The 23,756-nt window shown below is 73.6% G+C and carries 25 protein-coding genes; 14 read left to right on the top strand and 11 right to left on the bottom strand.

The features are described from left to right. Positions 1–138: 138 nt before the first annotated feature. A complete protein-coding gene (locus GA0070617_RS24635) occupies positions 139–972 on the top strand; it encodes a phosphoribosylaminoimidazolesuccinocarboxamide synthase (protein ID WP_091443323.1) in 834 nt (277 codons plus the stop codon). Positions 973–976: 4 nt separating this feature from the next. Here the strand turns inward: GA0070617_RS24635 and glpK are convergent, their stop codons facing one another. After that, a complete protein-coding gene (glpK, locus tag GA0070617_RS24630; protein WP_091443321.1) occupies positions 977–2,461 on the bottom strand; it encodes a glycerol kinase GlpK in 1,485 nt (494 codons plus the stop codon). Between the two features lie 61 nt (positions 2,462–2,522). Beyond that, positions 2,523–2,984: an ATP-binding protein gene (locus GA0070617_RS24625; RefSeq protein ID WP_229688637.1), complete on the bottom strand. Its 462-nt coding sequence runs from the start codon at positions 2,982–2,984 to the stop codon at positions 2,523–2,525. Positions 2,985–3,140: 156 nt separating this feature from the next. Between GA0070617_RS24625 and macS the strand changes: the two genes are divergently transcribed. Together macS and GA0070617_RS24615 are read left to right on the top strand one after the other, a co-directional pair. After that, positions 3,141–4,286 (top strand): MacS family sensor histidine kinase, encoded by a 1,146-nt coding sequence (macS, locus tag GA0070617_RS24620; RefSeq protein ID WP_091443318.1) that lies wholly within the window; start codon positions 3,141–3,143, stop codon positions 4,284–4,286. An 8-nt stretch (positions 4,287–4,294) separates the two neighbouring features. Further along, complete coding sequence (locus tag GA0070617_RS24615; protein ID WP_091447288.1) at positions 4,295–4,942, top strand: response regulator; 648 nt, start codon at positions 4,295–4,297, stop codon at positions 4,940–4,942. Between the two features lie 10 nt (positions 4,943–4,952). Here the strand turns inward: GA0070617_RS24615 and GA0070617_RS24610 are convergent, their stop codons facing one another. Together GA0070617_RS24610 and GA0070617_RS24605 are read right to left on the bottom strand one after the other, a co-directional pair. Then, positions 4,953–5,525, bottom strand: a complete 573-nt coding sequence (locus GA0070617_RS24610) for a DUF5709 domain-containing protein (protein WP_091443315.1) — start codon at positions 5,523–5,525, stop codon at positions 4,953–4,955. A gap of 59 nt (positions 5,526–5,584) precedes the next feature. Beyond that, the gene (locus GA0070617_RS24605; protein ID WP_229688638.1) at positions 5,585–6,400 is read right to left on the bottom strand and encodes an ATP-binding protein; all 816 of its coding nucleotides are present in this window, start codon (positions 6,398–6,400) and stop codon (positions 5,585–5,587) included. Positions 6,401–6,683: 283 nt separating this feature from the next. On the opposite strand from GA0070617_RS24605, the gene GA0070617_RS24600 reads away from it, so the two are divergent. Then, a complete protein-coding gene (locus GA0070617_RS24600) occupies positions 6,684–7,883 on the top strand; it encodes a glycosyltransferase (RefSeq protein ID WP_091443312.1) in 1,200 nt (399 codons plus the stop codon). On the opposite strand, the gene GA0070617_RS24595 is transcribed toward GA0070617_RS24600, so the two are convergent. The 4 genes from GA0070617_RS24595 to aroA form a co-directional block, all read right to left on the bottom strand. Continuing rightward, the gene (locus GA0070617_RS24595) at positions 7,841–8,761 is read right to left on the bottom strand and encodes a hypothetical protein (protein WP_175440816.1); all 921 of its coding nucleotides are present in this window, start codon (positions 8,759–8,761) and stop codon (positions 7,841–7,843) included. The genes GA0070617_RS24600 and GA0070617_RS24595 overlap by 43 nt on opposite strands. A 59-nt stretch (positions 8,762–8,820) precedes the next feature. Next, positions 8,821–9,624, bottom strand: a complete 804-nt coding sequence (gene hisN / locus GA0070617_RS24590; RefSeq protein WP_091443303.1) for a histidinol-phosphatase — start codon at positions 9,622–9,624, stop codon at positions 8,821–8,823. 50 nt (positions 9,625–9,674) lie between these two features. Beyond that, the gene (rsgA, locus tag GA0070617_RS24585) at positions 9,675–10,601 is read right to left on the bottom strand and encodes a ribosome small subunit-dependent GTPase A (RefSeq protein WP_091447280.1); all 927 of its coding nucleotides are present in this window, start codon (positions 10,599–10,601) and stop codon (positions 9,675–9,677) included. Between the two features lie 165 nt (positions 10,602–10,766). Further along, a complete protein-coding gene (gene aroA, locus GA0070617_RS24580; protein WP_091447283.1) occupies positions 10,767–12,068 on the bottom strand; it encodes a 3-phosphoshikimate 1-carboxyvinyltransferase in 1,302 nt (433 codons plus the stop codon). A gap of 104 nt (positions 12,069–12,172) precedes the next feature. On the opposite strand from aroA, the gene GA0070617_RS24575 reads away from it, so the two are divergent. From GA0070617_RS24575 to rsrA, 5 genes are all read left to right on the top strand, one after another. Beyond that, positions 12,173–12,880 carry an SOS response-associated peptidase gene (locus GA0070617_RS24575; protein ID WP_091443299.1) on the top strand — a complete coding sequence of 236 codons (708 nt, stop codon included), beginning with the start codon at positions 12,173–12,175 and terminating at the stop codon, positions 12,878–12,880. Between the two features lie 198 nt (positions 12,881–13,078). Continuing rightward, entirely contained in the window at positions 13,079–13,474 is a 396-nt protein-coding gene (locus GA0070617_RS24570) for a WhiB family transcriptional regulator (RefSeq protein WP_091443295.1), read from the top strand. Positions 13,475–13,595: 121 nt separating this feature from the next. Continuing rightward, positions 13,596–14,216, top strand: coding sequence for an alpha/beta hydrolase family protein (locus tag GA0070617_RS24565; RefSeq protein WP_091443291.1), 621 nt, complete (start codon positions 13,596–13,598; stop codon positions 14,214–14,216). A gap of 293 nt (positions 14,217–14,509) precedes the next feature. Next, the gene (locus GA0070617_RS24560) at positions 14,510–15,349 is read left to right on the top strand and encodes a sigma-70 family RNA polymerase sigma factor (protein ID WP_091443288.1); all 840 of its coding nucleotides are present in this window, start codon (positions 14,510–14,512) and stop codon (positions 15,347–15,349) included. Between the two features lies 1 nt (position 15,350). After that, the gene (gene rsrA / locus GA0070617_RS24555; protein ID WP_091443284.1) at positions 15,351–15,638 is read left to right on the top strand and encodes a mycothiol system anti-sigma-R factor; all 288 of its coding nucleotides are present in this window, start codon (positions 15,351–15,353) and stop codon (positions 15,636–15,638) included. A 67-nt stretch (positions 15,639–15,705) separates the two neighbouring features. Here the strand turns inward: rsrA and GA0070617_RS32460 are convergent, their stop codons facing one another. Beyond that, a complete protein-coding gene (locus GA0070617_RS32460; RefSeq protein WP_370461611.1) occupies positions 15,706–15,780 on the bottom strand; it encodes a 50S ribosomal protein bL37 in 75 nt (24 codons plus the stop codon). Positions 15,781–16,057: 277 nt separating this feature from the next. On the opposite strand from GA0070617_RS32460, the gene GA0070617_RS24550 reads away from it, so the two are divergent. After that, positions 16,058–16,279: a biotin/lipoyl-binding carrier protein gene (locus GA0070617_RS24550; RefSeq protein ID WP_175440645.1), complete on the top strand. Its 222-nt coding sequence runs from the start codon at positions 16,058–16,060 to the stop codon at positions 16,277–16,279. Further along, complete coding sequence (locus GA0070617_RS24545) at positions 16,276–16,785, top strand: GNAT family N-acetyltransferase (protein WP_091443281.1); 510 nt, start codon at positions 16,276–16,278, stop codon at positions 16,783–16,785. Before GA0070617_RS24550 ends, GA0070617_RS24545 begins: the two co-directional genes overlap by 4 nt. 109 nt (positions 16,786–16,894) lie before the next feature. Here GA0070617_RS24545 and GA0070617_RS24540 read toward each other — a convergent pair whose 3' ends face one another. Then, positions 16,895–17,461 carry a TetR/AcrR family transcriptional regulator gene (locus GA0070617_RS24540; protein WP_091443278.1) on the bottom strand — a complete coding sequence of 189 codons (567 nt, stop codon included), beginning with the start codon at positions 17,459–17,461 and terminating at the stop codon, positions 16,895–16,897. Positions 17,462–17,566: 105 nt separating this feature from the next. Between GA0070617_RS24540 and GA0070617_RS24535 the strand changes: the two genes are divergently transcribed. Next, complete coding sequence (locus tag GA0070617_RS24535) at positions 17,567–19,156, top strand: MDR family MFS transporter (protein WP_091443274.1); 1,590 nt, start codon at positions 17,567–17,569, stop codon at positions 19,154–19,156. Positions 19,157–19,162: 6 nt separating this feature from the next. Here GA0070617_RS24535 and GA0070617_RS24530 read toward each other — a convergent pair whose 3' ends face one another. Beyond that, the gene (locus tag GA0070617_RS24530) at positions 19,163–20,989 is read right to left on the bottom strand and encodes a tetratricopeptide repeat protein (protein ID WP_091443271.1); all 1,827 of its coding nucleotides are present in this window, start codon (positions 20,987–20,989) and stop codon (positions 19,163–19,165) included. 187 nt (positions 20,990–21,176) lie between these two features. Between GA0070617_RS24530 and GA0070617_RS24525 the strand changes: the two genes are divergently transcribed. Further along, the gene (locus tag GA0070617_RS24525) at positions 21,177–22,208 is read left to right on the top strand and encodes an SIS domain-containing protein (RefSeq protein ID WP_091443268.1); all 1,032 of its coding nucleotides are present in this window, start codon (positions 21,177–21,179) and stop codon (positions 22,206–22,208) included. 24 nt (positions 22,209–22,232) lie between these two features. After that, a complete protein-coding gene (locus GA0070617_RS24520; protein WP_091447273.1) occupies positions 22,233–23,747 on the top strand; it encodes a PAS domain-containing sensor histidine kinase in 1,515 nt (504 codons plus the stop codon). The last annotated feature ends 9 nt before the right edge of the window (positions 23,748–23,756 follow it).

Raw genomic sequence — 23,756 nt, 5'->3', positions numbered from 1 at the left:
CGGCCGGACCGGCAACGATGGCCGGTCCGTACGGTCAGCGGATCGACGACGGTCGCGGTCCGTGACCGCCGGGTACCCAGCGGGTACGACTGCGGTGGGGTTTCCGGACACCGCGGTGGCGCGTGATGTACTAGGCGCGTGGAACTTCTGCACTCGGGTAAGGTTCGGGATCTCTACACCGACGGTGACGACCTGATCCTGGTCGCCTCCGACCGCATCTCGGTCTACGACGTCGTGTTGCCGACGCCGATCCCGGACAAGGGACGGCTGTTGACCGCGCTGTCGCTGTGGTGGTTCGAGCAGCTCGCCGACCTGGTGCCCAACCACGTGATCTCCAGCACCGACGTGCCGGCCGAGTTCGCCGGCCGGGCCATCCGCTGTCGTCGGCTGGAGATGGTCCCGGTCGAGTGCGTGGCCCGGGGCTACCTCACCGGTGGCGGGTTCGCCGAGTACCAGCGCACCGGTGCCGTCAGCGGGCTGGAGCTGCCCCGGGGGCTGGTCGAGGCGTCGATCCTGCCGGAGCCGATCTTCACCCCCTCCACCAAGGCGCCGGCCGGTGCCCACGACGAGCCGATCTCCTTCGCCGAGGTGGTGGAGAAGGTCGGGGCCCAGACCGCCGAGCGGCTGCGCCAGATCACCATCGACGTCTACTGCCGGGGTGCGGAGTTGGCCGCCGACCGGGGCATCCTGGTCGCCGACACCAAGATCGAGCTGGGCTGGGCGCCGGACGGCACCCTGGTCCTCGCCGACGAGGTGCTCACCTCGGACTCGTCGCGGTTCTGGCCGGCGCAGTCGTACCAGCCGGGTCGGGCCCAGTTCTCCTTCGACAAGCAGTACGTCCGGGACTGGGCCGCCGGCAGCGGGTGGGACAAGCAGGCCCCCGCCCCCGAGGTGCCGGCCGAGGTGGTCGAGGCCACCCGGGCGCGCTACGTCGAGGTGTACGAGAAGCTGACCGGCAACCGCTGGGACTGACCGGTCACTCCACCCAGTCCAGGGTGCGTCGTACCGCCTTGCGCCACTGGTGCAGCTCGCGCTCGCGGTCACCGGGGTCCATGGCGGACTCCCACTGGGCGTCGGAGCGCCACTGTGCCCGCAGGGTGGCCAGATCCGGCCAGAAGCCGACGGCCAGACCGGCGGCGTAGGCGGCGCCGAGGCAGGTCGTCTCGGTGATCCGGGAGCGGACCACCGGTACGGTCAGCACGTCGGCGAGGAACTGCATGAGCAGCTCGTTGGCGGTCATCCCACCGTCCACCCGCAACCGGCGCAGCGCCACGTCCGAGTCGGCGTTCATCGCGTCGACCACCTCGCGGGTCTGCCAGGCCGAGGCCTCCAACACCGCGCGGGCCAGGTGCCCCTTGGTGATGTAGCCGGTCAGGCCGGCGATCACCCCGCGGGCGTCGGGCCGCCAGTGTGGCGCGAACAGCCCGGAGAAGGCGGGTACGACGTAGCAGCCGCCGTTGTCCTCGACCGTGCGGGCCAGCTCCTCCACCTCGCCGGCGGTGGAGATCAGGCCGAGGTTGTCCCGCAGCCACTGGACCAGTGACCCGGTCACCGCGATCGCCCCCTCCAGGGCGTAGACGGCCGGCTGACCCTCGATCCGGTACGCGACGGTGGTGAGCAGGCCGTGGCTGGAGGTGACCGGCCCGGTGCCGGTGTTGAGCAGCAGGAAGCTGCCGGTGCCGTAGGTGCACTTGGCCTCGCCCGCCTGGAAGCAGGTCTGCCCGAACAGGGCCGCCTGCTGGTCGCCGAGGGCGCTGGCCACCGGCACCCCTTCGAGCACCCCGCCGGCGGTGCCGTACACCTCGGCGGAGGAGTGGATCTGCGGCAGCATCGCCGCCGGCACCCCCAGGGCGTCGAGCAGCTCGGGGTCCCAGTCGAGGGTACGCAGGTCCATCAGCATGGTCCGGCTGGCGTTGGTGACGTCGGTGACGTGCCGGCCGGTCAGCTTCCAGATCAGCCAGCTGTCCATCGTGCCGAAGAGGACCTCACCCCGTTCGGCGCGTTCGGCCAGCCCGTCGACGTGCTCCAGCAACCACCGCAGCTTCGGGCCGGCGAAGTACGTGGCCAGGATGAGCCCGGTCCGTTCGCGTAGCCGCTGCTCGCCGTAACCGCGTTCCAGCTCGCGCAGCTGTGGCCCGGTGCGGGTGTCCTGCCAGACGATGGCGTTGGCCACCGGTTGGCCGGTGGCCCGGTCCCAGACGACGGTGGTCTCCCGCTGGTTGGTGATGCCCACCGCGGCGAGCCCGCCCGGGTCGGTGCCGGCGGCGGCGAGCGCCTCCCGGACCACCAGCTGGACGTTCTCCCAGATCTCCGCGGCGTCGTGCTCCACCCAGCCCGGCCGGGGGAAGATCTGCCGGTGCTCGCGTTGCGCCACCGAGACGATGTCTCCGGCCCGGTCGAAGACGATGCACCGGGACGAGGTGGTGCCCTGGTCGATGGCGGCGACGTACTGGGGGGTCACCCCGGCACCGTACCGAAACCGGGGCCGGCGCGCAGTCTCCGCGCGGGCCGCCGGAGGCGCGTCAGGCGGTGTCGGCCTGCCCCGCCCGGTGGCCGGCCTGGTGCTCGCCGGTCTGCTCGGCCAGGACGGTGATCGCGGCGCTGATCCGGACGGTCGTGCCGGAGAGCCCGGTCTCGACCTCCATGGCGTCGCTCAGTTCCCGGGCCAGCCAGAGGCCCCAGCCTCCGGCGGTCTCCGGCGCGGGGCGGCTCCGGTCGTCCAGGCGTTGCGTGCTGATGCCGGGCCCGTGGTCGGCTACCTCGCAGACGAGCTGTCCGGCGGCCGGCCACAACCGCAGCCAGCCCTGGCCGCCACCGTGCCGGACCGCGTTGGTGATCAGCTCGTTGACCGCCAGCACGAAGTCGTCCAGGCCCTGACCGCGTAGTCCGGCGGCATGCGCGCAGGAGGTGACCGAGTGGCGTAACTCGGTCACCCGGCCTTCGTCGAAGGCTTCGGCGATGAGGACGAAAGGTTCGATGGGCACAACCGTACGCGGTGTGCGGGTATCCGCATTCGCCGTGTGCCACCCTGGCGACCGAGACCAGGAGTGATTTGCGGCTTTTGTGGGTTTAAGTGGCATCATTTGGCAGTGGTCGGTCGTCCGTTCGGGCAGCTGACCCGCCTGTGGCATGGTGTCGCCATGTCCTCGCCCGGCGGTCTCGAAGGACCGCTGTGGCGGGCCATCGCGGTGTTCCGCTTCGCCTCGCTGGCGTACGTCTGCGCGTTGGTCCTGCGCGACGCCCACCGGTACGCCCGCCCGCTGGCGGCGTTCGTGGTCCTGCTGGTGATGCTGGCCTGGAGCGTACTGAGCGCGGTGGCCTACGCCCGGCCGGCCTGGCGGCGCTGGCCGCTGCTCCTGGCCGACCTGCTGGTGGTGCTCGGTGTCCTGCTCGTCACCCCCTGGGTGGTCGGCCGCGCGGCGCTGGCCGCCGGCGTGCCCACCCTCGCCGTGGCCTGGCTCGGCGGGCCGGTGCTGGCCTGGGCCGTCTCCGGTGGCCGGCGACGGGGCACGGTGGCCGCCCTGCTGGTCGCCGGGACGGACCTGCTGGTGACCCGGGAGCGGCTCAACAACTCGTCGTTCACCGGCGCCATCCTGATCCTCCTCGCCGGCGGGGTGGTCGGCCACGTCGCCCGGTTGGCGGTGACCGCCGAGCAGCGTCTGCAACGGGCGGTGGAGCTGGAGGCCGCGACCCGGGAACGGGAACGGTTGGCGCGGGGCATCCACGACTCGGTGCTCCAGGTGCTCGCCCTCGTGCAACGGCGCGGGGCGGCCCTCGACGGCGAGGCGGGTGAACTGGCCCGGCTCGCCGGTGAGCAGGAGGCGGCGTTGCGCGCACTGATCAGCGGGGACCCGAGCCGGTCGGCCGCCGACGACGAGCCGGGGTCGTCGCCCTCCGGCACCCTGGACCTGCGTACCCTGCTGGGCCGGTACGCCTCGGCGACGGTCTCGGTGTCGGCCCCCGCCACGCCGGTGCCGCTGCCCGCCCGGGTGGCCCGGGAACTGGCCGCGGCGGCCGGCGCGGCGTTGGACAACGTCGACCGGCACGCCGGCGGCCGGGCCTGGGTGTTGATCGAGGATGAGGAGACGACAGTGACGGTCTCGATACGCGACGAAGGACCGGGCATGCCGCAGGGCCGGCTGGTCGAGGCGGCCCACCAGGGCCGGCTCGGTGTCGCGCAGTCCATCCGGGGCCGGGTCGCCGACCTCGGCGGATCGGTGCGGATCCACTCCGCGCCGGGCCACGGCACCGAGGTGGAACTGACCGTCGAGCGGACCGACCGGTGATCCGGGTGATGGTGGTCGACGACCACCCGATGTGGCGCGAGGGGGTGGCCCGCGACCTGGGCGAGGCCGGGCACCTGGTGGTGGCCACCAGCGGCGAGGGGCGGCAGGCGGTCCGGGTGGCCGCCTCGGCGCGTCCCGACGTGGTCGTCCTGGACCTGCAACTGCCGGACATCTCCGGGGTCGAGGTGATCCACGGGCTGCGCGTGGTGCTGCCCGACGTACGGGTGCTGATGCTCTCGGCCAGCGCGGAGCAGCAGGGCGTCCTCGACGCGGTGAAGGCCGGTGCCACCGGTTACCTGCTGAAGTCGGCCGCGCCGGCCGACTTCCTGGACGCGGTGCGCCGGACCGCCGCCGGCGAGCCGGTCTTCACCCCCGGGCTGGCCGGGCTGGTCCTCGGCGAGTACCGCCGGCTCGCCGCCGACCCCACCGAGGGCGGCCCGGCCGGCCGCGGCGGCGCGGCACCCCGACTCACCGAGCGGGAGACCGAGGTGCTGCGCCTGGTGGCCAAGGGCATGTCCTACAAGCAGATCGCCGGGCGGCTCGGGCTGTCCCACCGGACCGTGCAGAACCACGTCCAGAACACCCTGGGCAAACTGCAGCTGCACAACCGGGTCGAGCTGACCCGTTATGCGATCGAGCAGGGTCTGGACGAGTGACCGCCCCGGGTCAGTGCGCCTCGGGCGGGCGGGTCTCGTGGATCGCCAGCTCCTCGGCGCTGGCCCCACCACCGGCGGCCCCCGCGTCGTACGCGACGGAATCGCTCTCCTGGTCGCTGCGGACCCCCTCGTCCGGTTCGACGAGCCGTCCCACCTCGTGTCCGGCCACCGTGCCGAGCTGGCCGTGGTCGTAGATGGAGACCGGCGAGTTCGGGTCCGAGGTCGGCCCCGGATCGATCACGTCCGCGTCGAGCTGGGCCTGTGCCGCGGCCTCCTCGCTGTCGGCTTCCGCCGCGATGTCCGGATCCACCGGGCCGGCCAGCGGGTCGTCGGCCGGCCGCTCGTACTGCTCCCGGTCGAGCTTGTAGTCCAGCGACTCACCGTCGAGCTGCTCCTCGGCCGTGGTGCCGAACCGGTCGACGGCCACCGGCGTGCGGTCACCTGGCAACTGGGCCGGGTCCGGACCGTCCGCCTCCCGCCCGGTCGCCACGTCGTCGTGGGCGGTCGAGTCGTCGTCGGCGGTGTCGGGCAGGCCGTCCGCCTCGGGGTCGGACACGGGCGTCGGGAACTCGTCGTCGCGCATGGCTGAGCACTACCCACTGCCTCCACGGCACTAACCGACCATGCCGCCCCGGCTGCTCCTCACCGGGGAAAGGACAACTCGTCCTCCGCGTGCAGGACGCACCAGACCACCTTGCCGTCGGGTACCGCGGTGCTGCCCCAGCGCCGGGCGACCGTGTCGATCAGCAGCAGTCCCCGGCCCCCGGTCGAGGTGGGCGGGGCGAGACCCGCGTAGGACGGTAGCCGCCGGGAACGGTCCCGGACGGCCAGCCGCAGCGCTCCCAGCTGCGGGGCCAGCCGGACCGTCATCGTCGTGCCGGCGTGCGCGACCACGTTGTTGACCAGCTCGGTCACCGCGATGCAACCCGGCTCGACCAGCTCCGGCAACTCCCATCGCTGGCAGCTCGCACCGATCAGCGCACGGGCCTGGCGGGCCGCCCCGACGACCGGCGCGAGGTCGACGTCGACCGCCGGGGTCGACCGGGCACCGGCGAGCGCGGCGCGCGCCTCGGCCAGGGTCGCGCAGAGCCGTGGCGCGTACGGGTCCAACGGGGCGGAGCCGCCCCGGCCGGTCACCTCCGCCGGGTCGAGCAGGACCAGCCCCGCCGTGGGCCAGCCGGCCACCGCCCGATGGGCCTCGGCGAACACCCGGTCGGCGGAGGGCTCGGCGCCCCGCAGACCGGTGAGATCGACCAGGACCGGACCGGCGTGCTCCCAGACCGCGGCCAGCAGCGCGTCGCGTACCGCCTCGCCGTCGGCCCGGGTGAGCACGCCGTCGAGCCGGACGGTTCCCGTGCCGGGCCCGGCCTCCACCCGGCAGCGCACCTCGGGCGGGGTACGCCGGTCGGTGGGCACGGCCGACCCCGAGTGGGCGGCGGCGTTCTCGGCCCAGCTCATCTGCGTACTCCGGGGCCGACATCGGACGGGCAGGTCAACGGCATCCTTCGCCCGTACCCCCACCGGTGGCCGGTCATGCCGACCCGACGGCGTCGGAATGTGCGGGGCACCGACTGTCGCCGTCCGGTGACCGGCCCGTCCGGCTGGTGGGGTTCGGCCCGAACCGGGAGGTCAGGTGCCGCCTGACCGATCCCGATCTGTCAGGTTTGGGCCTGACGGGCCCCGGTTAATGGGACGCTCTGACCGGAGCATCCATCCTCTCGTAGAACGCTGGAGGTGACTCATGCGCGTCGGCCTCGTCTGCGCCCACGCCGGCCCGTCCCCGCATGCCGATGGCCCCGCCGTCGGCACCCATCAGCACATCGCCCGGGTCGCGGCCGAGCTGGCCGAGCGCGGCCATGACGTCCGGGTCTACGAGCGCCGGGAGGGGACGGAACTGGCCGACACCGCCGAGGTCGGCGGGTACCGGGTGGAACGGGTGCCGGTCGGACCGCCGGCTCCGACGCCCACCGCAAAGCTGGTGCCGTACGTGCCCGAGTTCGGTCGCTGGCTGACCGAGCGCTGGTCCGGCCAGTGGCAGCCGGAGGTGGTGCACGGGCACTACTGGATCGGCGGCCTGGCCGCCGCCACCGCGGTCCGGGAGACGGCCGTACCGGTGGTGCAGACCTTCCACTCCCTCGGCGTCGAGCAGCTACGCCACCTGGGCCGGCGCTACGGCGGGCCGGGGGAGCGGATCCCGCTGGAGCGGGCGTTGACCCGGGCGGTGGACATCGCCGTGGCGCAGTGCAACGACGAGGTCGACGAACTCACCCGGATGGGCCTGCGGCGGGCCGCGGTGGCGATGGTGCCGGCCGGCGTGGACGTCACCCAGTTCCACCCCGACGGCGAGGCGGCCCCCCGGGAGCAACGGTCCCGGATCCTCTCCGTCGGCGGGCTCGCCGCCGGACACGGCCAGGACGACCTGATCCGGGCGATGCGCCTGGTGGGTGACGCGGAGCTGGTGATCGCCGGTGGTCCCCCGGCCGGCCGGCTGGCCGACCACGCCGAGGCCCGTCGCCTGCGTGAGCTGGCCGAGCAGCACGGGGTCGGCGAGCAGGTGCGCATCGTCGGCGCCGTCCCGCACGACCAGATGGCCACCTGGTACCGCTCGGCGGACGTGGTGGCGTGTACCCCGCACTACTCCTCGGCCGGACGGGTGTCGTTGGAGGCGATGGCCTGCGGGGTGCCCGTGGTGGGCTACTCGATGGGTGGCATCGCCGACGCGGTGGTCGACGAGGTCACCGGGCGGCTGGTGCCCCCGGGCGACGTCCGGACGCTGGGCGTGACCCTGCGCCGGCTGCTCGCCGACAACGCCGGCCGGTTCGCCTACGGGCACGCCGCCGTCGACCGGGTGCGGTGCAGCTACACCTGGGAGCGGACGGCGGGTGCCCTGGAACGGCTCTACGAGCGGGTGGTCGGCCGGCGTAAGCCGGTCGAGGCCTGAACGGTGCGGCGCGTCGGCTGCGGCGGCGCCTGGACGGGGATGCCCACGCCGGACAGCTCCCGCCGGTCGGCGACCGCGTGGTGGTGCTGCGGCGCGGCGTACCGGGTCAGGCCGATCACCGCGACCAGGGTGGCCAGGAAACCGAGCCCGGCCAGCCATTCCCGCCCCGGCCAGATCTTGTCGTTGAGCAGCAGCAGCCCGACGACGGCCGCCGGCACCGCACCGGCGGCGTCCATGGCCGCGACGGCGGCGGTGGTCGAGCCCCGCTGCATGGCCAGACCGAGCAGGAGCTGGCCGACGACCGAGTGGGCGACGAGCAGGTAGAGCAGCGGATCGCGCAGTATCGCCTCGGCCGAGGGCGCGGAGGCCAGCGGGCGGGCCGCCACCGCCGCCGCGGCGAACGCCAGACCGGCGAGCGAACCCAGCGCCACCGACCCGGGCGAGCCGTGCAGCCGGACGGCGAAGACACCCAGCACCGCGATCAGGCCCAAAACGATCAGCAGCGCGACGATGCCGGCCGGACCGAGCTGCTTCGACGGCGCCGGCCGGGCGGCGAGCACCAGCCCGGTGATCCCGACGAAGAGCAGCGCCAGCAGCGCCACCTCGGCCATCGGCAGCCGCCACTTCAACACCACCACGCCGAGCACGGCGGTGACCCCGAGCCCGGCCGCCACACTGGCCTGGACCAGGAAGAGCGGCAGGTCCCGGCGGGCCAGGAAGGCCAGCACGAAACCGGTCACCTGACAGGCGAAGCCGACCAGGTACGTGCGGTGGCTGGCCAACCGCAGCAACAGTCCCGGATCGAAGGTGTGGTGCACAGTGGTGCGTGCCGCCGCGACCGACTGCAACAGGTTGGCGAAACCGTACGCGACGATCATCGCCGCCAGGAAACACCAACCGGATGTGGACACCTGGCGAGGATAGAGGGTGCCGTGGGTCAGCGCGCGGCTGGCCGACCGAGCCGGGCCAGGATGTCGGCGTGCAACGGGCCGTTGCTGGCCACCGCGCTGCCGTCGCCGGGAGCCGGCCGGCCGGTCAGGTCGGTGAACACCCCGCCGGCCTCGGTGACGATCGGCACCAGCGCGGCGATGTCCCACAGGGACAGCTCCGGCTCCACCATCACGTCCAGCGCCCCCTCGGCCAGCAGCATGTAACCGTAGAAGTCGCCGTACGCCCGGCTGCGCCAGGTGTCCCGCATGAGACCGAGCATCCCGTCCAGCCGGCCGCCGGCGATCCAGCCGTCCAGCGAGGAGTAGCAGAAACTCGCGTCGGCGAGCCGGCCCACCCCGGAGACCCGGATCGGCGTGCCACCGGCGAGGTCCGGCCCGGCGTGGGCCCCCGCACCGAGCGCACCCCACCACCGGCGGCCGAGCGCCGGTGCGCTCACCAGCCCCAGCACCGGCCGGTCCGCCTCCAGCAGCGCGATCAGGGTGGCCCAGACCGGTACGCCCCGGATGAAGTTCTTCGTCCCGTCGATCGGGTCCACCACCCAGCGGCGGCCGGCGGCTCCGGTCGGTGGCTGCTCGCCGTACTCCTCGCCGAGCAGGCCGTCACCGGGGCGCCGCGCGGCCAGCACGGCCCGGATCTCCCGCTCGACGGCGGTGTCGGCGTCGGAGACCGGGGTGAGGTCCGGCTTCGCCTCGACCCGCAGGTCGAGCGCGCGGAACCGGGCCGTCGAGACGGCGTCGGCGCGATCGGCGAGCAGGTGGGCCAGGGCGAGATCGTCGGCGTACCGGGTCATGACCGAAACCGTAGCGACGCCCGGGTCCACCACGCGCGGGCGGGTGCCGGTCAGAGCCGGGGCGGCGGGTCGCCGGGCTCGGCGGTCTCCGTCGAGCCCGGGTTGGGCTCGCCGGCCCGGGAGGCCAGCAGCCGCCGGTAGGAGGCCAGCCGTCGCCCGTCGGCCCGGCCGCCGGCCACCCAGGCGTCCAGCGCGCAGTCGACCTCGTCGGCGGTGTGCGGACAGTTGGGCGGGCAGTCGACCGTCCCCTCCACCAGGTCGGGGAAGCCGTGCAGCAGGCTGTCCGCGCTGACGTGGGCCAATCCGAAGCTGCGTACCCCCGGGGTGTCGACGATCCAGGCCGGCTCGCCGTCGGTAGGCAGCCGCAGGGCCACCGCACTGGTCGAGGTGTGCCGGCCCCGGCCGATCGCGCTGACCACGCCGACGGCCCGCTCGGCGTCCGGCACGAGCCGGTTGACCAGGGTCGACTTGCCCACCCCGGAATGGCCGACGAGCACCGAGACCCGGCCGGCGAGCAGCGCGCGCAGCGCGGCCAGGTCGCCGTCCGGTCGGATCAGCACGTACGGCAGCTCCAGCTCGGTGTAGTAGTCGACTACCTGTTCCGGGCCGGCCAGGTCGGCCTTGGTCAGGCAGAGCAGCGGCTCGATCCCGGCGTCGTACGCGGCCACCAGGCACCTGTCGACGAAACCGGTACGCGGCGGCGGGTCGGCCAGCGCGCTGACGATCACCAGCTGGTCGGCGTTGGCCACCACCACCCGTTCCAGCCGCCCCTCGGCGGTGGTCTCGTCATCGTCGGCGGTCCGCCGCAGCACCGACCGGCGCTCGGCGATCCGGACGATCCGGGCCAGCGCGCCGGCCACCCCGGAGGTGTCCCCGACCAGCCCCACCCGGTCGCCCACCACCACCGACTTGCGGCCCAGCTCCCGGGCCCGCATCGCGGTGACCACCGGCACGTCGGGCCCGGCGTCGGCCAGCACACAGGTGTAGCGGCCCCGGTCCACCGCGATCACGAAGCCGTCCACCGCGTCGGCGTGCCGGGGCCGGTTACGGGTACGCGGACGCGACGATTTGCCGGGTCGGACCCGGACGTCGTCCTCGTCGTACTCGCGTTTCCTGGTCGCCAGGACCTGCCCCCTGTCGCGTCAGCTGCTGCCGGTCACCATCGCCGACCATAGTGCCGCAAAATCCGGCATGGTCTTGGCGGTGCAGCCGATGTCGTCCACCTCGATGCCGTCCACGACCAGCCCGGCCACCGCGGCGGCATGGGCCATCCGATGGTCGTGGTAGGTGCCGAACGCGCCGCCGCGCAGCGGTTGGGGACGGATCTCCAGCCCGTCGACCAGCTCGGTGACGTTCGCGCCGATCGCGGTGAACTCCCGGGCCAGCGCGCTGAGCCGGTCGGTCTCGTGGCCCCGGATGTGCGCCACACCGGTGAACCGCGACGGCGAGTCGGCGAGCACCGCCAGCGCGGTCAGCACCGGGGTCAGCTCGCTGACGTCGGAGAGGTCGGCGTCCAACCCGTGCAGACGGCCGGTGCCGCGGACGGTCAGCCCGTCGGTGGTCACGGCGACCTCGCCGCCCATGGCGTGCAGCAGCTCCCGGAGCCGGTCCACCGGCTGGGCGCTGCTGTGCGGCCACCCGCCCAGGGTCACCTGACCGCCGGTGACCAGGGCGGCGGCGAAGAACGGGACCGCACCGGAGAGGTCCGGCTCGATCTCCCAGCCGCGTCCGGTGAGCGGACCGGGCTCGACCACCCACACGTCGGGCGTGGTGTCGTCGACGGCCGCCCCGGCCGCCCGGAGCATCCGGGTCGTCATCCGCAGGTGCGGGGCGGACGGCACCGGCGGCCCGACGTGCCGGACCACCACCCCCCGGTCGAAGCGCGGCGCGGCCAGCAGCAGGCCGGAGACGAGTTGGCTGGAGGCGGAGGCGTCGATGACCACCTCACCACCGGTGACCCGCCCGGAGCCGAGTACGGCCAGCGGCAGGCTGCCGCTTCCGGGGGCGTCGATGCGTACCCCGAGGGAGCGCAGCGCGCCGATCAGCGGGCCCAGCGGACGGGACCGGGCCTGCGGGTCGCCGTCGAAGGTGATCCGCCCCTCGGCCAGGCCGGCGGCCGGCGGCACGAAGCGCATCACCGTGCCGGCCAGACCGACGTCGACGTGGGCCGGGCCGACCAGCCGGTGCGGGCGGACCAGCCACTGCTGGTCGTCGCTGGTCGACACGTGGGCGCCCATGGCCCGCAGCCCGCCGGCCATCAGCTCGGTGTCCCGGGCCCGCAGCGGCCGGGTGAGCGTCGAGGGGCCGCCGGCCAGGGCGCTGAGCACCAGGGCCCGGGCGGTCAACGACTTGCTGCCGGGCAGCCGCAGCGTGGCGGCGACCGGATCGGTGGCCTTCGGCGCGGTCCACGGCTGGGGTGCTCGGGTGGCGGTCAGGTTTCCCACGGTGCCCATTCTGCCCCGTTGCGTGAACGGCGCCCGGTGGGCCTCGGATCCGCTCCCGGTTGGCGGGACAGCAGGGGAGCGGGCCGGCGGTTAGCGTGGGTGCCATGTGCGGCAGGTACGCGACCACGCGGAGCTCCGGGGAGCTGAGCGCCCTGTTGGAGGCGTACGACGACACCGGCGGGCGGAGCACGGCGGACCACAACGTCGCGCCCACCAAGGACGTGCCGGTGGCGCGGGTCGACTCCACCGGCCGGCGGGTGCTCGACCTGGCGCGCTGGGGTCTGCTGCCGCCGTGGGCCAAGTCCCCGTCCGCCGGGGCCCGCATGATCAACGCGCGGGCCGAGACGGTAGCCACCAGTCGGGCCTACGCCCGCCCGTTCGCCCGGCACCGTTGCCTGGTGCCGGCGGACGGCTGGTACGAGTGGGCCCGCGTCGAGGGCCGGAAACAGCCGTACTTCCTCACCCCGGCCGACGGTTCGGTGCTGGTGTTCGCCGGCATCTGGTCGGTCTGGACGGGGGCGGACGGCCCGTTGGCCACCTGCAGCGTGCTCACCACCGCCGCGGTCGGTGAGCTGACCGAGGTGCACGAGCGGATGCCGCTGCTGCTGCCGCCGGAACGCTGGACGCCCTGGCTGGCGCCGACAGAGGACCCGGCCGGGCTGCTCGCCCCGCCGTCGCCGGACTGGTTGGCCGGCCTGGAGATCCGCCCGGTCGGCCCGGCGGTGGGCAACGTACGCAACAACGGGCCGGAATTGACCGCCCGGGTTCCGGCTTCACCGGGAGCGCCGTCGGCGGAGACGCCACTCTTCTGACCCGCTCCCGCACATTGTCGCGTACTAATTTGCCAGAGTTGCGGGCGAAACGTCGCGTGGGTGTTTAGCCATCTTTCCGGCAGAGACTTGTCTCGGTGTCGGCAAGTGCGATAGAACACAGCGCCGGTGGTGGGTGTCGATTCGCAGGGGGCGAACGACCCCCATCGATCTTGCCGGTCCCACGGGGGAGGTGGGTGAATGACACGGGCACGCATGCCCCGTCCGCACGAGGTCGCTGCCGCGCGCCGCGACCCGCGACTGCTACGCGCGTTACGGGAACGGCGTTCTGACGATGCCTGGCGGACCAGAGGCACCTGTCAGAACGTCGATCCGGAGACGTTCTTTCCGGCGCCGAACGAACCGGCCGACGCGGCTGTCGCGCTCTGTCGGAGTTGTCCGGTGCAGGGTTCCTGTCTGGCCTGGTCATTGGAGGTCGGGGACTGTCACGGGGTCTGGGGTGGCACCACTCCACGGGAACGGCGCGCAATGCTGGTCGCCTGGCGTACCGAGGTCCAACCGGATCCGGACGCCGCCGACGAGGCCGGCCCGCCGGTCCGCGACCGGCTGCTCACCCTGGTCCCCTCGACCCGCTGAGCCGGCCTCGACCCGCTGAGCCGGCCTCGACCCGCTGAGTCGGCCTCGTCCGGCTCGGTGGGCCGAGCCGCCGGCCCCGGTTCGTCCGGGCCGGCGGTCGCGGCAGGCGCAGAATGGGGCGGTGCCAGACCACGACAGCATCGAGATCAGCACGCCGCGCGGGCCGGCCCGGGTCGACACCGACCCACCGGCCGGCCCGGCCGCGACACTGCTGGTGCTCGGGCACGGTGCGGGGGGTTCGGTCGACGCGCCCGACCTGCTGGCGCTCCGGGACGCGGCGGTCGCGGCCGGTCTGCTGGTGGCGCGGGTGACCCAGCCGTACCGGGTCGCCGGTCGGCGGGCCCCGGCCCCGGCCGGTCACCTGGACGAGGCCTGGCTCGCCGTCGTCACGCAGCTGCGTCGACGGCATCCCGGAGCGTCGACCCTGCTGCTCGGCGGCCGGTCCAGTGGTGCCCGGGTGGCCTGCCGGACCGCCCCGGCCCTCGGCGCGGCCGGGGTCGTCGCCCTGGCGTTTCCGCTGCACCCGCCGGGGCGACCGGAGCGTTCCCGGGCGGCGGAGTTGCCCACCGCGGTGCCCACCCTGGTGGTCAACGGGGACCGGGATCCGTTCGGCGTGCCGGTGGCCGAGGGGGTCGTGCGGGTGGTCGAGCGCCCCGGCGAGCGCCACGACCTGGGGCGGGACCCGGCCGGCACGGCCACGGTGGTGCTGGACTGGCTGCGCCGGCAGGGCTGGGCGCACTGATTCGGGGTCCGACGGGCCGACCCGGGTGTGATCTCCGTACGCTGCCGGCCGTGTCCGCCGCCGGTGGGCCCTCGTTGCAACCGATGGTGTCGGCCGCCCAGCCCGGGCCGCCGGAACCACCCCGCCCTCCCAGGCCCTTCCTGGTCCCTGTCCGGCCGCGCCGGGTCAGGGACCAGGACCGGGGACGGCCGCCGCGCCGGTGCCGGTGCGACCGGTGACACCGTCCGGAATGCGGAACCGGCCCGCTCGCGTTTACCCCCTCGGACGACACATCTGCCGAGGGGGGTGACCGGATGCCGACCGAGACCCGGATCCGGGAACGGGACGCAGGGGGAGCGCAGCAGCTCAGACGGCTGCTGAGCGGACCGGAGTGGCCAGCGTCGGCCTCGCCGGTCGAGCCGCCGGCGGGCACCGGTGACATGGTGAGCAGGGGCACAGCGGGCGAAAGTGAATCTGCCGGCCGCCCGGTGCGCGTATCCTCGGGCCGAAAGCATCCGACGCGAGGGGATGTGCGGTTGACCACCGAGAAGACGGACGAGCGCAGGGCCCGCTTCGAGCGGGACGCGATGCCCTTCGTCGATCAGCTCTACGCTGCCGGGCTGCGCATGACGCGCAATCCGGCGGATGCCGAGGATCTGGTCCAGGAGACGTACCTGAAGGCGTACGCCGCCTTCCACCAGTTCGAGCAGGGCACCAACCTGAAGGCCTGGCTCTACCGGATCCTGACCAACACCTACATCAACTCCTACCGCAAGCGGCAGCGCCAGCCGATCCAGGCGCCGACCGAGGAGATCACCGACTGGCAGCTCGCCGAGGCCGAGTCGCACACCTCCAGCGGGCTGCGGTCGGCCGAGACGGAGGCGCTGGACCGGCTGCCGGACAGCGACGTCAAGGAGGCCCTGCAGCAGCTCCCGGAGGAGTTCCGGCTGGCCGTCTACCTGACCGATGTCGAGGGCTTCTCCTACAAGGAGGTCGCTGACATCATGGGTACGCCGATCGGTACGGTGATGTCGCGGTTGCACCGCGGCCGGCGCAACCTACGCAAGCTGCTGGAGCGGTACGCCGCCGACCGTGGCTTCTCCGCTGCCCGTTCCTCGGGTGGCTCGACGGCCGCCGCCGGTCGGGAGGTGTGACATGAGCTGTGGGGAGCCGCACGAGACGGATTGCCGTGAGGTGCTCGCGGAGGTCTACCTCTACCTGGATCTGGAGTGCGCCGACGAACGGCGGGACCGGATCCGGCACCACCTCGACGAGTGCAGCCCGTGCCTGCGTGAGTACGGCATCGAGCAGGAGGTGCGGGCGCTGGTGGCGCGCTGCTGCGGCAACGAGACCGCGCCGGACGAGCTACGGCAACGGCTGCGGCTGCGGCTGACCGAGCTGGTGGTCTTCGAGACCGCCGACTCGCGCGAACTGGCCGACTGAGCAGCGCCCGACCGAACCGATCGACCCACCCCCACCGAGCCCGGTGGGGGTGGGTCGTCGCTTGTCGTCAGGAGTTGGGGCGCTTGCCGTGGTTGGCGGCGCTCTTCTTCCGGGCCTTCTTCTTCCGGGCCTTCTTCGCCATCTGACCTCCTCATGCTGGTGCCGCCACCGGTCGCGCGGTCGGCGCGCCGGCGGTCGCGTACCGGTGCCCCGGAGCGTCCGGGGTCCGACCCGCTGATGGTAGTTGGCGGCCCGGCCGTCGACCGGCCGTGGGGTGCGATCCGGCCGGTGATGGTCGCGGGCCGGATCCGGCCCGCGACGGTGCGAATTCCCGGCAAGCCACGGGGAGGATGGAACGCCGCTGGAATGCGGACGTGATTGGATACCGTTCGCAGGCACACCGGTGGAGAGGGAGGGCCGTGGAGATGGCCGAAGAGATCCGCGCCGAGATGGTGGCGAACGTCTGGAAGGTCGTGGCGTCGACCGGGGACACCGTGTCCGAGGGGGACACGCTGGTGATCCTGGAGTCGATGAAGATGGAGATCCCGGTCGTCGCCGAGTCCGACGGTGTCGTCCAGCAGCTCGCGGTGAACGAGGGCGACGTGGTGCAGGACGGTGACCTGATCGCGGTGATCGGTTGACCGGCACCCTGATCCGGGTCGCCACGCCTGACGAGTTCGCGGCGGTGGCCCGGTTGACGGTCGCCGCCTACGAAGCCGACGGGCAGCTCAAGGGCGAGCACGGCTACCAGGCCGTGCTCGCCGACGTGGCGACCCGGGCGGCCAGCGGCGAGGTGCTGGTCGCGGTCGACGGGGCGACCGGGGCGCTGCTGGGCACGGTGACCTTCGTGCTGCCCGGCACCCCGTACGCCGAGCAGGCCCGCCCCGGTGAGGCCGAGTTCCGGATGCTGGCGGTGGATCCGGCGGCGCAGGGCCGGGGTGCCGGCGTCGCGCTGGTGCGGGCCTGTCTGGACCGGGCCCGCGGGTTGGGCTGCACGGCCGTGGTGATCTGCGTACGCGACGGGTTCGCCGACGCCGCGCGCCGGCTGTACGCGCGGACGGGTTTCCGGCGGGTCCCGGAGCGGGACTGGTCTCCGCTGCCCGGGGTCGACCTACTCGCGCTGCGCCGCGATCTCACCGACGCCTGACCCGCCGCAGCGGTGCGGTCTCACCGACGCCTGACCGGCGCGATCTCACCGACGCCGGAGCGGTGCGGTAGACCCGACGCCGGAGCGGCGCGGTGGACGGCCACCCGGGTCAGTTCCGGCCGATCCGGGTGACCAGCTCCTCGGCGATCTCCAGGGCGACCTTCAGCCGCTCGGCGTTGTCGATGCCGGGCGTACGGATCGCGAACCAGCTGGAGTTCACCGCGAACAGGGCGAGCGCGGCGCGGACCTGCCCGGCCGGGGTGTCGTCGCCCCGGGAGAGCATGTCGGCCAGCTGCATCAGCCGATCGCGCATCTGCTGCCCGGCGGCGAGGTTCTTCAGGGCGGTCTGGTTCTGCTCGAAGAACCGCATCACCGAGGGGCGCTCGTCGGCGAACATGCGTTCGGCGTAGCGGCTCAGCAGCGCGCGCCGGGTCTCCAGGGTCGGTGGCTGCTCCCGGGCCCAGGCGATCAGCTCGTCGACCCGCTCCAGCCGCTCCTCGACGACGCTGCTGACGATCTCGTCCTTGCTCTTGAAGTGGTAGTAGAGGGCGGCCTTGGTCACGTTGAGCCGCTCGGCGATCTCCCGCAGTGAGGTCTTCTCGTACCCCTGCTCGGTGAAGAGCTCCAGGGCGACGGCCGTGATCCGCTCGCGCGTGCCGCCTGTGCTCTCGGTCACCGATGTTCTCCATTTCGCTTGACGCCGGATCGCGGCCAGCTTACCGTACGGCAAGTAAGTCAACTAGCCGGTCGGCAAGTAAGTTCAACGCGGGGAGCTTACCCAATGGTGCAGGTCAGCCGGGACGGCGCACGCCCCAACGTGCGCGTCATCCTCTTCGGTCTGATGATCGCGATGATGCTCGCGATGTTGGACAACATGATCGTCAACACCGCGTTGCCGAGGATCGTCGGTGAGTTCGGCGGGCTGAACCACTTCACCTGGGTGGTCACCGCCTACGTGCTGGGCACCACCGTCTCCACCCCGATCTGGGGCAAGCTCGGCGACCTCTACGGCCGCAAGAACGTCTTCCTCAGCTCGGTCGGTCTCTTCCTGCTCGGCTCGGCGCTCTGTGGCATGGCCGGCTCCGACCTGCTCGGCGGCCCCGAGGTCGGCATGGTGCAGCTGATCGCCTTCCGGGCGGTGCAGGGGCTGGGCGCCGGCGGCCTGATGGTGGGCGTGATGGCGATCATCGGCGACCTGGTGCCGCCCCGGGAGCGGGGCCGTTACCAGGGCCTGATCGCCGGCTCGATGGCCATCGCCATGGTCGCCGGCCCGCTGGTCGGCGGGTTCATCACCGACCACCTCTCCTGGCGCTGGGCGTTCTACGTCAACCTGCCGGTGGGTGGGGTGGCCTTGCTGCTGCTGATCGCCACCCTGAAGCTGCCGAGGTACCGCACCGAGCACCGGATCGACTGGCTGGGCGCCGCGCTGCTCTCCGTCGGCATCACCGCGATCGTGCTGATCACCACCTGGGGCGGCAACGAGTACCCGTGGGGTTCGCCGCAGATCCTCGGCCTGGTGGCGCTGGCCGTGGTGAGCCTGGTCGTGTTCGGCTTCGTCGAGCGGCGGGCGGTCGAGCCGATCCTGCCGCTCGGGCTCTTCGCCAACCGCAACTTCGCCCTGATCTCGGCGGTGGGCTTCCTGCTCGGCTTCGCCATGTTCGGCGCGATGAGCTTCCTGCCGCTCTACCAGCAGACCGTGCAGGGCGCCTCGGCCACCGGCAGCGGCCTGCTGCTGATGCCGCTGATGTTCGGCATGCTGCTGGTCTCCCTGGTCGTCGGCCGGGCGATCACCCGGACCGGCCGGTACCGGATCTACCCGATCGTCGGCGGGGTGGTGATGACCGCCGGCATGCTGCTGCTGACCCGGCTGGACGTCGGCACCGGCAAGGTCGAGTCGTCGCTCTACATGATCGTCCTCGGGGTGGGGATGGGCTTCCTCATGCAGACCTCGATGCTGATCGCCCAGAACAGCGTGGAGCAGAAGGACCTCGGCGCGGCCAGTGGCGCGGCCACCTTCTTCCGGTCGATCGGTGGCTCGTTCGGCATCTCGCTCTTCGGCGCGGTCTTCGCCCGCCGACTCGCCGACTCGGCCGCCGGCGGCACCTTCGCCAGCGGGGGCGGCGAAGGTGCCGGGGTCGACCTGGAGCAGCTGCGCCAGCTCCCGGCGCAGGCCCAGCAGCTGGTGCTCGGTGGGCTCGCCGACGCGATCTCCCACGTCTTCCTCTGGGCGGTGCTGTTCACCGTCGCGGTGCCGGTGCTTGCCTGGTTCCTGCGGGAGGTGCCGCTGCGGACCGAGAACGAGGCCCGCGCGTCGACCGACACCGGGTCGGAGCAGGCCGAGGCGGCGCTGGGTCGGGCCCCGGTGTCCTGACCGCGCTCAGGCCGGCCGGCGGGTGAGGCGGCGCCAGATCCGGCGCAGCAACCCGACCGGTCGGCCGCCGGGCCGTCCCGGTCGGGTCCCCAGCAGCCGGTACGCCAACCCGAGGGTGGGCGGGTCCAGCTCCGGTGCGGCCAGCGCCAGGTGGGCCAGCGAGACGGCGATCGGCACCGGCCGCTGCCGGGCCACCACGGCCACGTCGGCGAGGCGCTCGGCGGTGGCCCGGGCCACGTCCGGGCGGACCGCCGGATCCACCCAGGCCGCGGTGACCAGGGCGAAGAGCGCGGCCTCGGTGACCCAGTCCTCCACCCCCCAGAGCAGGTCCAGCAGCACCTGTCGGCGTACCGAGGACTCCCACGGCTCGTCGGTGCGGTGGTGCAGCAGCCCCAGGCACGCCCACACCTGCACGCACCGCACCCAGAGGGACGGGTCCTGACCGGCCAGCACCCGGCCCAGGGCGCTGGCCGGCGCCTCGGGCGGATGCACCAGCAGGCCGAGCAGGTCCGGCAGGTCCAGGGTGGCCAGGCCGACCGCCGCGTCGTACGCCGCCGGCGGGTGCGGCCAGGCCGGCTGCGCCACCTGCCGGATCCGGCGGGCCGCCTCCTCCGAGGGCGGGGGCAGGGCCGGGCGGACCGTACCGCCGTCGTGCTGCCAGAGCTGCCGGGTGACCGGCCGGCGGGGCGACCACGGGTCCGGGCCGGCCGGCTCGGCCGATGCCACCTCCACCGCCAGCTCCGGCCGGGCGGCGGCGACGGCCCGCAGCGCGCTGGGCGGCTCCGGCACGGTCAACCGGAGCACCGCCGGGGTGGGGTGGAGCGTCCCGCGCAGCGCGTCGACCAGCTGCCCACCGGCCGGGGTGAGCTGCCCCAGCCAGGGTCGGCCCCGGCAGCACTCGGCCAGGTCGCCGTGCTCGTGGGTGTCGTCGGGGTGGTCCCGGACGAAGTCCGCCAGCGCCACCAGGTGGGCCACCTCACCGTCGCGCTGGTACCGCAGCCGGTGGGCGGTGTGCACCGCGCAGTCGAAGGACGGGTCGCGGGCCAGCGCCCGGTCGGTCCAGGTCAGCGCCTCGTCGAGCCGTCCGTGGTCGGCCAGGGTGCCGGCGATGTCGGCGTAGACCGCGAGGTCGTCCGGGTCGTGGGCGACCGCCCGCCCGAGGGCGGCCAGCGCCTCCCGGGTCCGGCCCGCGCTGCGGTAGGCGTACCCGAGCCACACCTCGCCGAGTTTCGACGGCTGGGCGCGTACCCCGCGGCTGGCCCAGCGGATCGCCAGGGCGGCCTCGCCGACCCGGCGGGCCAGCGCGGACGCCGCGCCCAGCAGCAGGGCGTGGTCGGGGTGGACGGTGACCGCGTTGCGGGCCAGGGTCAGGTACGGGCCCAACGCCGCGCGGCCGGCCCGGGGCGCCGGATCCGGTACCGCCGCGCAGATCTGCATCAGGATCCGGGCGGTACGTTCGGGATCGAGCCGTTCGGCCAGCTCGGGAGCGGTGACCCAGGGCACTCCGGCCCAGTCGACGCCGGGGGAGTGCCCGGTGGCGGCGGCGAGCAGGTCCAGCCCCTCGGCCGGGCGGCCGGCGGCGGCGAGCAGGTGGGCGCGGGCCACCACCGTGCCGACGAAGGCGCGGTGGTGCAGCGGGAAGAGGTCGACGCCACCGGAGCCGTCGACCGCGGCCAGTCGGGCCAGGGTCTCGTGCACCTCCGGCAGGGTCGGTGCCTGGGCCAGCGCACCGGCGACATGACCGGCGGCGTGCGGCAGATCGCCGGAGTCGATAGCCAGTCGGGCCAGGGCAAGCTCCTCCGCCGCGGTCAGCGCGGCATCCCCCTCGGACACGTCACCCTCTCGCTCGTAGGTGTGTTCAGGGCTGGGCAAGCCTAGGGGATGGCTCGCGAAACCGGTGATCCACTGCGCATTGCTGCTCGTTCGATTGCCGCTGACGGCAGAATGATGCAACACTGAGCATGAAACGCGCGCCAACCGCGCAGGAGAGGAGCCCCCCGTGACGCGAGCAGGAGCCGGCATGGCCGCCGACATCGCCGAGCAGCCGGCCGGCTACGCCCGGTTGCTCGACGCCACGCACGCGGGGGCGATCGCCCGGGTCGCCGCGATCATCGCGCAGCGGCGTCCCCGGCACGTGGTCTTCACCGCCCGGGGCACCTCCGACCACGCCGCGCTCTACGCCGCGTACCTGACCGAGATCCGGCTCGGCCTGCCGGCCGGTCTCGCCTCGCCCAGCGCGGTCACCGTCTTCGGTGCCCGACCGGACCTCTCCGACGCGCTGGTCGTCGGGGTCAGCCAGAGCGGCGGCTCGCCCGACCTGACCGAGGTGCTGCGCACCGCCCGCGAGTCCGGCGCGCTGACCCTCGCGGTCACCAACGCCCCGGACTCCCCGCTGGTGGAGACCGCCGAGCTGGCGATCGACATCGCCGCCGGCCACGAGCGGGCGGTGGCGGCCACCAAGACCTACACCGCCGAGCTGCTCGCCCTGCTGATGCTGGTCGAGGGGATCCGGGCCGGCGACGGGGTGCTGCCGGCCACCGAGCGGGCGGTGATGGACACGCTGCCGGAACTGGCCGCCCGGACCCTCGACGACCCCACCGCGACCACGCTCGCCCCCCGCTACCGGTTCGCCGCCCGGCTGGTCACCACCGGCCGGGGGTACGCGTACCCGACCGCCCGGGAGGCCGCCCTCAAGCTGATGGAGACCTCCTACCTGCCGGCGCTTGCCTTCTCCGGAGCGGACCTGCTGCACGGCCCGCTCGCCATGACCGATCCGGACGTGCCGGTGCTGGCCGTGGTCGGCTCCGGCCCCGGTGGCCGGTCCATGGCGGAGGTGCTGACCCGCCTCGGTGAACGCGGTGCCGACGTGCTGGCGGTCGGTTCGGCACCGGCCGGGTCCACCGCCCGGCTGGCCGTACCCGAGGTCGACGAGCGGTACGCCCCGCTGCTGGACATCCTGCCGATGCAGCGGTTGGCGCTGGCGTTGGCGCTGGCCCGGGGCGAGGACCCGGACGCGCCCCGGGGGCTGAAGAAGGTCACCGCGACGATGTGACCCGGCCCGTGGCAGGCTGTGTGGGTGTCCACGCTGCGTGATCTCGCCGAGGAGCACACCAGGCTCCGTCCCGCCGACATCGACCATCTGCACCGTCTCGCCGGGGACTGGCAGCTGCTCTCCGACCTGTCCTTCGCCGACCTGCTGCTCTGGGTGCCGGTCGACGCCGACGGCGGGTTCTGCTGTGTGGCCCAGGTCCGGCCGACCACCGCCCCGACGGCGTACCAGGACGACCAGGTGGGCCGGATCCTCGGCGGCCCGGAGGCCGCCCACCTGGAGATCGCCTACCGGCAGGGTCGGATCTGGCGGGAGGGCGACCCGGTCTGGTACGGCGACGTACCGGCCCGGCACGAGGCGATCCCGGTACGGCTGCGGACCCCCGACGGGGAGGGCGGTGAGGTGATCGCCGTGGTCGGGCGGGACACCAACCTCTCCACCGCCCGTACCCCGAGCCAGCTGGAGCTGAACTACCTGACCACCGCCGACGACCTGGCCCAGATGATCGCCGACGGCACCTTCCCGCCGCCCCGGCATCCGGGCGAGACCACCTCGGCGCCCCGGGTGGGCGACGGGCTGGTCCGGCTGGACGCCAGCGGCAAGGTCACCTACGCCAGCCCGAACGCCCAGTCGGCGTACCGGCGGTTGGGACGCGCCTCCCATCTGGTGGGGGAGGATCTCGCGGTGCTGCACCGGCGACTGGCCGGTGATCCGCTGGAGGGCACCGACGCCGCCAACGGCATCCTCGCCGCGCTGCGCGGCGAGGCGCCGCCCCGCCGGGAGATCGACGCCCGGGGCGCGACCATGCTCACCCGGGCCCTGCCGCTGATGCCCGCCGGAGTGCCGATCGGCGCGCTGGTGCTGGTCCGCGACATCACCGAGGTACGCCGCCGCGACCGGGCCCTGATCACCAAGGACGCCACCATCCGGGAGATCCACCACCGGGTGAAGAACAACCTGCAGACCGTCGCCGCGCTGCTGCGCCTGCAGGCCCGTCGGGTCACCATGCCGGAGGCCCGGGTGGCGCTGGAGGAGTCGGTCCGGCGGGTCGCCTCCATCGCCCTGGTCCACGAGACCCTCTCCATGTCCAGCGACGAGGCGGTCGAGTTCGACGGCATCGTGGACCGGGTGGCCTCGGCCGCGACCGAGGTGGCCGCCACCGAGGTGACGGTCCGGATGCGCCGTACCGGCAGCTTCGGGATCCTGCCCGCCGAGATCGCCACCTCGCTGGTGATGGTCCTCAACGAGTTGCTGCTCAACGCGGCCGAACACGGCTTCCCGCCGCCGGCCGACGACCAGCCGCCGCCCGGCCCCGCCGAGGTGGTGGTGACCGCGCACCGGTCCCGCAAGAAGCTGCACGTCACGGTCGCCGACAACGGGCGTGGCCTACCACCGGACTTCGACCCCGAGCGGGCCGGTCGACTGGGCCTGCAGATCGTGCGGGCCCTGGTCACCGGGGAGCTACGCGGCTCCATCGAGCTGCGCGGTGGTGCGGCCGGCGGCACCGAGGCGGTCCTGGTCGTCCCGCTGGGCCGCGGCTGACGACCCGCA

It is taken from the genome of Micromonospora yangpuensis, from assembly GCF_900091615.1.
Lineage (GTDB): Bacteria > Actinomycetota > Actinomycetes > Mycobacteriales > Micromonosporaceae > Micromonospora > Micromonospora yangpuensis.
This window is presented reverse-complemented; position numbering and strand designations above follow the sequence as displayed.